General features: G+C 72.0%; 13 protein-coding genes and 2 pseudogenes. 9 read left to right on the top strand and 6 right to left on the bottom strand.

Going from position 1 to position 11,018, the window contains the following annotated elements:
• Positions 1-5 precede the first annotated feature (5 nt).
• Positions 6-221 carry a DUF397 domain-containing protein gene (locus tag ALMP_RS15585; RefSeq protein WP_264928330.1) on the bottom strand — a complete coding sequence of 72 codons (216 nt, stop codon included), beginning with the start codon at positions 219-221 and terminating at the stop codon, positions 6-8.
• Positions 218-1,096: a helix-turn-helix transcriptional regulator gene (locus ALMP_RS15580; protein ID WP_375803489.1), complete on the bottom strand. Its 879-nt coding sequence runs from the start codon at positions 1,094-1,096 to the stop codon at positions 218-220. Before ALMP_RS15580 ends, ALMP_RS15585 begins: the two co-directional genes overlap by 4 nt.
• Before the next feature lie 111 nt (positions 1,097-1,207).
• On the opposite strand from ALMP_RS15580, the gene ALMP_RS15575 reads away from it, so the two are divergent.
• The 4 genes and pseudogenes from ALMP_RS15575 (at position 1,208) to ALMP_RS15560 (ending at position 3,396) form a co-directional block, all read left to right on the top strand.
• Complete coding sequence (locus tag ALMP_RS15575) at positions 1,208-1,732, top strand: ATP-binding protein (protein ID WP_264928328.1); 525 nt, start codon at positions 1,208-1,210, stop codon at positions 1,730-1,732.
• A 137-nt stretch (positions 1,733-1,869) separates the two neighbouring features.
• A pseudogene (locus ALMP_RS15570) lies at positions 1,870-2,157 on the top strand (helix-turn-helix domain-containing protein); the annotation flags it as partial.
• A 30-nt stretch (positions 2,158-2,187) separates the two neighbouring features.
• Positions 2,188-2,536, top strand: a pseudogene (locus tag ALMP_RS15565) (hypothetical protein).
• 239 nt (positions 2,537-2,775) lie between these two features.
• Complete coding sequence (locus tag ALMP_RS15560; protein ID WP_264928326.1) at positions 2,776-3,396, top strand: Uma2 family endonuclease; 621 nt, start codon at positions 2,776-2,778, stop codon at positions 3,394-3,396.
• Positions 3,397-3,400: 4 nt separating this feature from the next.
• Here the strand turns inward: ALMP_RS15560 and ALMP_RS15555 are convergent, their stop codons facing one another.
• On the bottom strand, positions 3,401-4,327 hold the full coding sequence (locus ALMP_RS15555) for a DUF3027 domain-containing protein (RefSeq protein WP_264928324.1): 927 nt from the start codon (positions 4,325-4,327) through the stop codon (positions 3,401-3,403).
• Between the two features lie 324 nt (positions 4,328-4,651).
• Between ALMP_RS15555 and ALMP_RS15550 the strand changes: the two genes are divergently transcribed.
• From ALMP_RS15550 to ALMP_RS15535, 4 genes are all read left to right on the top strand, one after another.
• Entirely contained in the window at positions 4,652-6,076 is a 1,425-nt protein-coding gene (locus tag ALMP_RS15550; RefSeq protein ID WP_264928322.1) for an MFS transporter, read from the top strand.
• Between the two features lie 99 nt (positions 6,077-6,175).
• Positions 6,176-6,688, top strand: coding sequence for a DUF2771 domain-containing protein (locus ALMP_RS15545; protein WP_264928320.1), 513 nt, complete (start codon positions 6,176-6,178; stop codon positions 6,686-6,688).
• Positions 6,658-7,413, top strand: a complete 756-nt coding sequence (locus ALMP_RS15540) for a futalosine hydrolase (protein ID WP_264928318.1) — start codon at positions 6,658-6,660, stop codon at positions 7,411-7,413. Before ALMP_RS15545 ends, ALMP_RS15540 begins: the two co-directional genes overlap by 31 nt.
• The gene (locus ALMP_RS15535) at positions 7,397-8,260 is read left to right on the top strand and encodes a 1,4-dihydroxy-6-naphthoate synthase (protein ID WP_264928315.1); all 864 of its coding nucleotides are present in this window, start codon (positions 7,397-7,399) and stop codon (positions 8,258-8,260) included. The genes ALMP_RS15540 and ALMP_RS15535 overlap by 17 nt, the downstream gene beginning before the upstream one ends.
• A 12-nt stretch (positions 8,261-8,272) precedes the next feature.
• On the opposite strand, the gene ALMP_RS44160 is transcribed toward ALMP_RS15535, so the two are convergent.
• A complete protein-coding gene (locus ALMP_RS44160) occupies positions 8,273-8,656 on the bottom strand; it encodes a cold-shock protein (RefSeq protein ID WP_309299481.1) in 384 nt (127 codons plus the stop codon).
• 165 nt (positions 8,657-8,821) lie between these two features.
• Between ALMP_RS44160 and ALMP_RS15525 the strand changes: the two genes are divergently transcribed.
• Positions 8,822-9,067 (top strand): hypothetical protein, encoded by a 246-nt coding sequence (locus ALMP_RS15525; RefSeq protein ID WP_264928313.1) that lies wholly within the window; start codon positions 8,822-8,824, stop codon positions 9,065-9,067.
• Here the strand turns inward: ALMP_RS15525 and ALMP_RS15520 are convergent.
• Positions 9,049-9,675 (bottom strand): HAD family hydrolase, encoded by a 627-nt coding sequence (locus ALMP_RS15520; protein ID WP_264928311.1) that lies wholly within the window; start codon positions 9,673-9,675, stop codon positions 9,049-9,051. The genes ALMP_RS15525 and ALMP_RS15520 overlap by 19 nt on opposite strands.
• A gap of 43 nt (positions 9,676-9,718) precedes the next feature.
• The gene (locus ALMP_RS15515) at positions 9,719-10,729 is read right to left on the bottom strand and encodes a hypothetical protein (RefSeq protein WP_264928310.1); all 1,011 of its coding nucleotides are present in this window, start codon (positions 10,727-10,729) and stop codon (positions 9,719-9,721) included.
• Positions 10,730-11,018 lie beyond the last annotated feature (289 nt).

Below are 11,018 nucleotides of genomic sequence, written 5' to 3'. Positions count from 1 at the left end.
CGGGGTCAGCTCGCGGAGGCGTAGGGGAGGAAGGCGGCCCAGGCCCGCGGCGCGAGGGCGAGGCGGGGACCGTCGGCCGAGGCGTTCTTGGAGTCGCGGACGTGGACGGTGGCGGAGGTGGTGGCGACCTCTACGCAGGAGTCGCCTTCGCTGCCGCTGCTGTAGCTGCTCTTGAACCACGCCAGGCCGGAGGCACCCCCGGCCGAGGTGTTGCGGATCATGTTTCCCCCAGCAGTTGATCGATGAAGGCCGTCGACTCACGCGGGGTGAGCGCCTGAGCCCGGATGATGCCATAGCGCAGTTCCAGGATACGGAGATGCCTGGGCTCAGAAACCGGTCGCCCGTTGGCCACGACTGGGGAACGACCCACTGCCGAACCGTCCTCGAACTTCAGCACCTCGATGCCGCCATCCACGCCAGCGTGCGCTTCGCGGTCCATCGGCATCACCTGAAGCTCGACGTTCCGCAACCGACCTGCTTCGAGCAGGTGCTCGAGCTGGTGGCGCAACACCGTGGTCCCTCCGAGCGGACGGCGCAGAGTCCACTCCTCCAGAACGAAGCTGATCTCAGGCGCGGGCTCCCTCTCGAACACCGACTTCCGAGCCACACGCGCGGCGATGAACCGCTCTACCTCCTCCTCGACGTATGCGGGGCGCCGCATCAGCAGCAGCGCGCGGGCGTACTCAGGTGTCTGCAACAGCCCGTGGATGTTCAGCGGGTCGTAGAGCTGAAACTCGACCGCCTTGGCCTCCAGCGAAGCCAGGTCCCGTACCTTCTTGGGATAGCTGACCTTCTTCACGTCCTCCTTCATCGCAGAGAGCAGCCCGCCGGCCTCCAACACCTCGTCCGCTCTGTCGAGGAACTCCGGTCGGGGAATCCGCTTGCCACTCTCGATCTTGTAGATCATGTCCTCGCCGTAGCCGACCGCCACCCCGAATTCGGCGGCCCGCATCCCCAAGGCCTCCCTGCGCAGCTTCAACTGCCGTCCGACCGTCTCGACGACCGCGACGCCCCAGTCGTCGTCCGGATCCACCTCCCAGCCCGGCTCTTCACCTTCCACCTCACGCCGCACCTCCGTGCCGTTCACCTGCGTCACGCCACACCCCCACTGGACAGCGTCGACACCGCCGGACAACTTCCGGACAGTTACCGTACGCAACGAAGTCGTCACTGTTCACAGTAAGCAGACGCGGCCACTCTGAGTGACGTGATCCAGAAATCCGCCCACCGCTTCCGCAACTTCGGTCAGCGGCTGTCCCCCACTCCTCGCGGTGCCCGTCTCGCCCGACTGCTCGCCACGGAGCAACTCCGTGCCTGGGGCCTGCCCTTGGACCCGGCGGCGCACATCGTCGCCGAGCTGGCCGCCAACGCCGTCACCCACGGCCGCGTCCCCGGCAGGGACTTCGCGCTGTCGCTGTACGTCATCGGCGGCACCCTCCGCGTCGAGGTCACCGATACGCGCGGTGACCGGATGCCGAGCCTGCGACACGGCACCCCGGACGACGAGTCCGGCCGCGGCCTGCTGCTCGTGGACACGTTGGCCGACCGCTGGGGCGTGTTCGAGGGGCTGCCGCCGCGCAAGACGGTGTGGGCGGAGATCCGACTGTCACCGGAACCCGAAAACGCGCGCTTCGGTGACAAGGGCGATCCCTTCCAGGCAGAAACCGGGGAGAAAGAACCCCACCAAGCCCCACCCCTCCCGCCCGCCGCGCAAACTCACTCCCGCGAGTGAATATGCCGGACTGGGCTGGATTCGAGGGCGGTTGCCTGCCTTACGCTCAGCGCGACCAACCGCAGACATGCGACGGCCCTCGCCGGGACTGGCATCCCGATGCGAGGGCCTGACCACCGAGGAAGTAGGGCTTCCCGATGGACACGCAAAACCCTAGCGCGCCCCCGTGCGCCGAGTCCCGTATCGCGGGCAAAAACCACCCCCACGCGGGTCTCAACCACGACAATGCCCGCCACACCACCCGCTTCACGGTGATCGGCAACCACCTCGCCCAGCACGCCGAACTCTCGCTGCTGGCGATCGGCCTCGCCGTGCACATCCAGTCGCTGCCGCAGGGCGCCCGGGTCGACATCAAGTCGCTCGCCGACCGCTTCCCCGAGGGCAGGGCCCGTATCGCCGCCGCGCTACGCGAGCTGGAGACCCACGTCTGGCCTGGGCATCCTCTGGAGGACACCATGAGCACTCAGGCCAACCACGGGCACGAGCTGATCCCCCGCCCCGAGCAGACCCCCGACGCCCTTCGTGCGGCGCTCGCCTCAGTGGCACCGGGGGCGTCTGGAGGAGATGCAGGCCACGAAGGACGAGGCCTTCGCCAAGGCGGTCGAGTGGCAAAGCCTCAGCCCGGTCCGGAGTTGGGTCCTGGCGTGGGCCAGGGACATCGAGATCGCCCGCCGCCCGGATCTCGCCTTCCGCCATGCCCGGGCCGTGAGCAATCTGGAGCAAGAGGACCCGATGATCGCCCGGGACGCCCTGAAGGGGCTGAGCACCGTCCTGGACGAAGCCATGAGAGCGGTCCGCGAGTGACCTGGAAGTGGGAATACGCCTTCGGCGCCGAGGAGGCAGCGCATACCGCCCCTGCCGGCTTCCTCGCAGAAGTGCAGATCACCCACCTGGGTTCCTGAGCGCCACTTTCACTCCTGCGCCGCGCTCCCGGCCGACCACCTCACCGCTCGGTTGCCGCGACGAACCGAACTCCCGACGGGCCGCCTAGCATGAAAGCGACGATCCTTGCCCCTGGGCACAGACGACGAGGAGCGAGCGCCATGACCATCGCCCCGGACAACGCGCGGCAGGGCGCCTCCCACCTCTACCGGGCCATGCGGGACTTCGTGCAGTCCACGGACGACACCCTTCCCGGCAGGTTCGAGATCACCAAGGAAGGGATCGTCCTCGACATGAGGTCGCCCTCGAAGCCGCACGAGCTCACCGTGCTGCGCGTCCGGAAACGCCTGGAGAAGGTGATGCCGGAGGATCTCGTGGCGCACACGGGTGAGCCCGACGTCGAGGACGAACCCGAGGGCGTCATGCGCCGTCCCGATGTGATGGTGATCAGCGAGGCCGAGATGGAGGGAGACGGATCCTTCGATCCCCGCTCGCTCGTCGCCGCCGTGGAAATCGTCTCGCGCTCCAACCCGGACAACGACTGGGTGTCCAAGATGCGCGACTACCCGCTGATCGGCGTCCCCGTCTACGCCGTCTTCGACCCCCGCACCGGCACCGGCGCCGTCCTCACCGACATCCACCCCACCCCCGACGGCCCCCGTTACGCGACCCGCAAGGACTTCGTGTACGGCGAGGACGTCACCATCGGCGACTGGACGATCCCGACGGACGGCCTGCCGCTCTACCGGGACGAGGACAACCGGCCGCAGTCGGGACGCTGACGGCTCAGGAGTGCCCCAGCTCCGCCGACTCCTCGTCCGTCACCGCCGGGACCGAGCCCGAGTCCGCCGCCGGGCGGAGGGGGAACGGGTCCACCCGCGTCTCGTCGATGACCGGCGGGGCCGGCTGGGGCGGCTTCGGCATGACGGCCGCCTCGGAGTGGCCGCCGCAGCCGTAGGAGAGGGACACGACACGGCCGTCGGCCGGGGAGAACTCGTTGGCGTAGACGCCGAAGGCCTGGCCGAGGGAGCCGCCGATGGGCGTGAGGAAACCGCAGCTGACACAGGAGGCGGGCGCCGCCTGGGCCATGGGGGTCTTCGGGCCGTACGCCTCCTCCCAGCGGTCGGCCGCGATGTGCAGGCCGTAGCGGGACAGGACGCGGGCGCGGCGCAGGCCGAGTTCCTCGGCGACGGCGGCGATGGAGCCGCGGGACGGGGCCGTGGGGAGGTTGGCGGGCGGGCCCGCCGTGACCTCCGCGTCCTCCGCCTCCACCAGGTCCGCCATCTCGTGGGAGACGGCCGCGTTGGGCGGGGGCGCGTCCTCGCCGGTGTAGCCGGGCTCCAGGCGGAGATCCTCGGCGTCCGTCGGCAGCAGGTCGCCGGGGCCCATGTCGCCGGGGCGCAGGCGCTCGCTCCACGGGACCCACTCCGGTGCCAGCACCGCGTCGGGGCCGGGCAGCAGCACCACCTCGTCGAGGGTGACGATCTTCGCGCGGGACGCGCGGGCCACCGTCACCGCCCAGCGCCAGCCCCGGTAGCCGAGTTCCCTGCACTCGAAGAAGTGCGTGACCACGCGGTCGCCCTCGGAGAGCACCCCTACGTGCTCCCCGACCACGCCGGGTGCGGCGGCCTCCTCTGCCGCGGCGCGGGCGAGGTCGACGGCCTCGGCGCACAGGCGGTCGGGGGTGCGGCTTCGCGTGGTCGCTGCGCTCACAGGTATCGCTTCTCTCCTACGCCGTCACTCGGGTGCGCCGACCTGAAGGCGGCGGGTGCGGACGGAGCGGACCTGGGGGCCGCGTCGACGTCCGCGTCCGATTCGCGCCCGGACGCACCTGTGCCATCCATTGTGGGGGATGGCTGAGATACGCACGCTACCTGTTCGCGGGCTCTCAGCCCACACCGACGGTCCTACTGCGACCCTTCTGCGACCGTCCACGTCTGGTTTTCCCCACTCCGCCCGCCCCCGCCGGCCGTTCCCGACGGGGCCGTACGCGCGGTAACCGCACTACGGACGCCGTTCTCGGGGCACTATGACGGGGTGGCAACCGCGAGGACACCCCAGGGCGCCACCGGGACCGGTGGGGCGAAGGGAAAAAGCAGCGTTGGCGGCTCGGGCCAGAGGCGAGGGCCCGTCCGCGCGGTCGGCCGTGCCCTGCACCTGCCGTTCACCGGCACCGCCCGCGGTATCCGCAAGGCCACGCACGCGCACGGCGCCGGGGAGTCCGGCCTCGGCAAGCTGATCGAGCTGCACGGTGTGAACGGCGCGGGCGACGTCATGATCACCGTGGCGCTCGCCTCGACCGTCTTCTTCTCCGTGCCGACCGACGAGGCCCGCGGCCGTGTCGCGCTCTACCTGGCGATCACCATGGCGCCGTTCACGCTGCTCGCCCCGGTGATCGGCCCGCTGCTGGACCGGGTGCCGCACGGCCGCCGGGCCGCGATGGCGGCCGCGATGGGCGCGCGGGCGCTGCTCGCGCTGGTGCTGTCCGGCGCGGTCGTCACCGGCAGCATCGAGATGTACCCGGCCGCGCTGGGCGTGCTGGTCGCCTCCAAGGCCTACGGCGTCGTCAGAAGCGCCGTCGTACCCCGGCTGCTGCCACCCGCGTTCTCCCTGGTGAAGGCGAACTCCCGGGTCACCCTCGGCGGTCTCCTCGCCACCGGCATCGCCGCGCCGGTCGCGGCCGGGTTGCAGGCCCTCGGGCCGCGCTATCCGCTGTACGGCGCCTTCGTGATCTTCGTCGCGGGGACGGTCCTGTCCTTCACGCTGCCCGCGAAGGTCGACTCGGCCAAGGGCGAGGACACCGCGCTCCTCGCGGCGGACGAGCAGCATCTGCACGGACCGCACCGGCAGCCGGTGAAGCGGCCGGGCCTGCGGACGGTCGGCATCGCCGTCACCCACGGCCTGGCCGTCAACGCCGCGCAGCGCTGGCTGTCGGGGTTCCTCACCTTCTTCCTGGCGTTCCTGCTGCGCGAGCATCCGCTGACCGGGCAGAGCGCGGCGGTGTCGCTGGGCATGGTGGCCGTCGCGGCGGGCACGGGCAACGCGCTGGGGACGGCCGTGGGGGCCTGGCTGCGCTCCCGGGCGCCGGAGCTGATCATCGTGACGGTCGTGGCGGGCGTGCTGGCCTCGGTGATCACGGCGGCGGCGTTCTTCGGGGCGTTCCTGGTGGCCTGTGTGGCGGCCGTCGCGGGGTTCGCGCAGGCGCTGTCCAAGCTGTCCCTGGACGCGCTGATCCAGCGGGACGTGCCGGAGCCGGTGCGCACGTCGGCGTTCGCGCGCTCGGAGACGCTGTTGCAGGTGTCGTGGGTGTTCGGCGGCGCGGTCGGCATCGCCATGCCGCTGAACGGCACGCTGGGCCTGTCGGTGGCGGCCGCGGTCGTCGCCCTCGGCTGGGTCACCACCGTCCGCGGCCTGCTCTCCTCGGCCCGCCACGGCGGCCCCCAGCGGGCCCGGGTGCTCTGACCCGCGGAGCCGGGCGCGGGGTGCCGCGTGTGGTGTGACACACAGCCACGCCGCCCCCCACGTAGAGAGACCGCCCGACGTGCCCGATAGCCTTCGGGCATGACCACGCTGCCCCGCGGCGAAGCCGCTGATGCATCCCGGGCTGTGCGACGCCGCCGCGCCGTCGCCGCCGCCGGCGCCGTTTCCGCCGGACTGCTCGTCCTGTCGGCCTGCGACAAGCCGACGCCGCTGTCCACGATCACCGTCGGCCGGTCCTCGGTCAGCTCGGAGGCCACCTGCGGTGGCGAGGGCGACGTCCTGAAGGCCGCGGACGCGACGAAGTGCCTCCAGGACAAGGACATCAAGTCCATCTCCGTCGACCCCGACGAGACGGTCCGCTTCGGCGTCGACCCCGACGTCGCGGAGAAGCGCTGGACGATCCTGATGAACGGCCAGCCGCTCACCGAGGACAGCGACAAGACCTACCGGACGATCCCGGGCAGCGTGTTCTTCAACGCCCAGTACGGCGCCCAGGGCGACTCCACCCTCGTCTCCATCAAGGCGGGCGACGGCAAGAAGGACAGCCAGGAGGTCACCGGGCTGTGGTCGTTCAGGCTGAAGAAGGACGACTGATCGCTGCCGCCGGGCGCCGGGTGCTCGTGGCCACCGCGGTCCCCGTGGAGCGGGACGCGGTGGCACAGGCGCTGCCCGGACCGGCCCGTGAGCTGCGGCTCCCCGCGCTGACCCTGGAGCGCAGGGGGGCGTACGACCTGCTGGCCGCCGGTGTCGGTCCGGCCCCGGCCGCCGCCTCCACCGCGGGCGCCCTCACCGCCGCCGCCCTCGCGGGCACCCCGTACGACCTGGTCGTCTCCGCGGGCATCGGCGGCGGGTTCCTCCCCGGCGCGCCCCTCGGATCCCTCGTCGTCGCCGACGAGATCACCGCCGCCGACCTGGGCGCCGAGACCGCCGACGGCTTCCTGCCGGTGACCGAGCTGGGCTTCGGCACCGTCACCCACCGCCCGCCCGCCGCCCTCGTGCGGCAGGCCGCGGCCGCCACCGGGGCGGGCACCGGCACCGTCCTGACCGTCTCCACGGTCACCGGCACCGCCGCCCGCGCCGCCGCGCTGCGCGCCCGCCATCCGCGGGCCCTCGCCGAGGCCATGGAGGGCTTCGGGGTGGCCGAGGCGGCCGCCGCGCACGGCACGCCCGTCCTGGAGGTGCGCGCGGTCTCCAACCCCGTCGGCCCGCGCGACCGCGCCGCGTGGCGCGTCGGCGACGCGCTCGCCGCGCTGACCACGGCCTTCGGGAAGCTCACCCCCGTCCTGGAGAGTTGGACCCCACATGACGACCACCGGTGACCTGTCGCAGCCGCTGCGCATCGCGTACTCGCCCTGCCCGAACGACACGTTCGTCTTCGACGCCCTCGCCCACGGCCGGGTCCCGGGGGCGCCCGCGCTGGACGTGACCTTCGCGGACATCGACCTCACCAACGGCATGGCCGAGCGCGGCGAGTTCGACGCGCTGAAGGTGTCGTACGCGGTGCTGCCGTACGTCCTCGACAGGTACGCGCTGCTGCCGTGCGGGGGCGCGCTGGGGCGGGGCTGCGGGCCGCTGGTGCTGACGAGGGAGGCGGGGCTCGACCTCACCGGGCGTACGGTCGCCGTGCCGAGCGAGCGGTCGACGGCGTACCTGCTGTTCCGGCTGTGGGCTGCGGACACGCTGCCGGGCGGGGTCGGGGAGATCGTCGTCCTGCCGTTCCACGAGATCATGCCGGCCGTGCGGGACGGGAAGGTCGACGCGGGGCTCGTCATCCACGAGGCGCGGTTCACGTACCGCGACTACGGGCTGCACAAGCTGGCCGACATGGGGGAGCACTGGGAGGCCACCACCGGGCTGCCGATCCCGCTGGGCGCGATCATCGCGAAGCGGTCGCTGGGGCGGGAGACCCTGACCCGGCTGGCCGACGCGATCCGTACGTCCGTCCGCGCGGCCTGGGACGCCCCCGAGGTGTCCCGCCCGTACGTCATGGAGCACGCCCAGGAGATGGACCCGGCCGTCGCCGACCAGCACATCGCGCTGTACGTCAACGAGTTCACGGCGGATCTGGGCGAGGACGGCTACGCGGCCGTCCGCGGGCTGCTCACCCGCGCGGCGGCCGAGGGGCTGCTGCCGCCCCTCGGCCCTGACACGCTGAGCTTCCCCTGAGAGCTGCGGGGACTACACGTCCAGCTGGTCGGCGACCGCGCGCAGCAGGCCGGCGATCTTCTTCCCGGAGGCCTTGTCGGGGTAGCGGCCCTTCTCCAGCATCGGGGTGATGTTCTCGAGGAGGGTCGTCAGATCCTGCACGATCGAGGCGAGTTCGTCCGGCTTCTTGCGCTGGGCCGCCGCGACCGAGGGGGTCGGGTCGAGGACCACCACGGAGAGTGCCTGGTCGCCGCGCTGTCCGGCCACGACGCCGAACTCCACGCGCTGTCCCGGCTTCAGTGTCTCGACTCCGGCGGGGAGGACCGAGGAATGGACGAAGACGTCACCGCCGTCGTCGCGGGAGAGAAAGCCGAAGCCCTTCTCGCTGTTGAACCACTTGACCTTGCCGGTAGGCACGTCTGTCCTCGTCCTCGTACTCGTCGGAAAACTGCTTCTGAAAACGGCTCTTGATAGCACTACAGCGGGTCGACCATGACCCGCCGGTACCAAGGCTAATGGTCTTGGGGCGGCTGACAAGACGTCGCCCGGTTGTTCCTCCGCGCTGGGAACTACCCTGGTCCGGTGCGTGACAAAACCCAAACGAATTCCGCCGCGCCTGGTGACCGACTGATCCGTGCCGGTGCCATCGTGTTCTTCGTCGGTGCCGTGGCCACTCTCGTCACGGTCGCCCCGCTGTTCCTCGGCACGGAGCCTTTTCCGACGTACATGTTCGGATTGAGCATGCTGATGGGTGTCGGCTTCCTGCTCGCGGGGGCGGGCGTGTTCCGGTCGATCGCGGCGGGACGGCGTCAGGCGCGGGCGAGGTAGCCCGACAGCCACCGCGGGAAATGGGTGAGGTCGGGCAGGACGACGTCCGCGCCGGCCTCGGTCAGCTCCCGCTCGTCGCACGGCCCGGTGGCCACGGACACCGCGAGCGTCCCGGCGGCGCGTGCCCCGCGGACGTCTCCGACGTGGTCGCCGACGTAGACGGCGGCGCCGTGCTCGCGCAGGGCGTGCGCCTTCCGCTCGGCCCACAGGTCGCCGATCACCGCGTCGGGTTCTATGCCGAGGTGGCCGAGGTGCAGCTTGGCGTTCGGCTCGTACTTGGCGGTGACGACGACCGCCCGCCCGCCGGCCGCCCGCACCGCCTCGACGGCCTCCCGGGCGCCGGCCATGGCGGGTGTCGTGGCGATGGCAATGCCCGGGTACATGCCCCGGTACAGGGCGGCGATCTCGGCGACCCGCTCCGCCGGGAACCAGTTCCGCAGCTCCTCCTCCAGCGGCGGCCCGAGCCGCGACACCGCGAGGTCGGCGTCGACGTGCACCCCCGTCCGCTCGGCCAGCGCCGTGTAGACGGCGTGGATTCCGGGCCGGGAGTCGATGAGGGTCATGTCGAGATCGAAACCGACGGTGAGCGGGGCGGCGGAGGACGTCATGCCCGTCATTGTGCCCAGCGGGCCGGACTGTTCCGGTTTCGGTCTACTTCTGCCGCTGGGACCGCCACACCAGGAACACGGCCGAGGCCACGGCGGCGCCGCGGATCACCCAGGGGAGGGTCTCGCTCACGGCGGCGTTCATCTGGCCCTCGGCGACGGGAGTGCCCCAGCGGCCCTCCGTGCGGCCCCAGAGCCAGGTCACGCCCGCCGCGGCCGACAGGGCGGGGATGAACATCACCGCCCATTTCGTCTCGCTCTCGGTCAGGCGGCGGGAGGCGTAGGCGATGACCCAGCCGACGATCAGCACGAGCCACTTCCCGATCACCGCCCCGACGACCAGACAGCCGGCGGCGAGCAGCAGAAGGGGGTTGCTCCACCGGCCGGGGCGCAGGGAGGGGAGGAGGGAGAACCGGCGGCGCTGCCGCTCCTCCTCCGGCGCCGCCTCGACCGCGGCGGCCTCCGCGACGGGACCGCTCTCCCGCTCCGCCTCCTTCTCCGGTGGGCGCCTGAGCATTTCGGGGATCTCGACGCCGCCGACGAAGCCCGGCACCTCGTCGCCGAGGGCCAGCGGGTCGGGGTCGCGGCGCCACCAGTCGGGGGTGTCGGTGGCGTCACCGAGTTCGTGCAGGCCGGCCAGGTGGGGTGGGGAGGGGACGTCCGTGGGGGCGGCGGGGGACGGCTCGGGCGGGGCGGCGGCGCGGGGCCGGGGCACGATCCGCCGAAGCCCCTTGCCCCCCTTCTCCTTGGGCTCCTTGGGCTCCTTGGGTTCCTCGCGGTCCCGCTGCACCGGCACGGCCGACGCCGGCGCGTCCGGGACACCCGGTCCGGTCCCGGCCGCGGCGTCGACGACGTCGTCGGGGCTGCCGAGGCGGGCGAGGATACGACGGACGGCGGCGGGACTGTCGACGGGCGCCTTGGCCCGGCGCCGGTCGATCTCGTTGCGCAGCTCCGTGACGAGCCGCATCCGCGTGGCCGACGACAACTGCCGCTGCTGCGCCACGTCCCCGACCCGGCTCAGATACTCGTAGACGACTTGGTCGCTCTCGATCCCCACGAGGAAGACGCTACCGCGCACCCGCCGCCCACCGGCCCGGACCTTTCCAGCCCCGCCCACCGCATCCCGTCCCGCCCAGCACCTCCCCCCAGGCACCGACCGACCCGCACTTCCCAGCCCGCCGACGCATACCAGCCCGTCCGGCGCTTGAGGACGAGGCCCGTTCAGGGCCGAAGCGGGGGGCCGGGGGGCGGCAGCCCCCAGGTACGGTCACACCGGCCGACCCGCACAACGCCACACCGGCGGACACACCCCCCCCCAGCCTGCCCGGCGCTTGAGGAAGGCGCTC

This window comes from Streptomyces sp. A012304 (genome assembly GCF_026008495.1).
GTDB lineage: Bacteria > Actinomycetota > Actinomycetes > Streptomycetales > Streptomycetaceae > Streptomyces.
The sequence above is the reverse complement of the archived record's forward strand: the minus strand, read 5'-3'. Positions and strand labels throughout refer to the sequence as shown.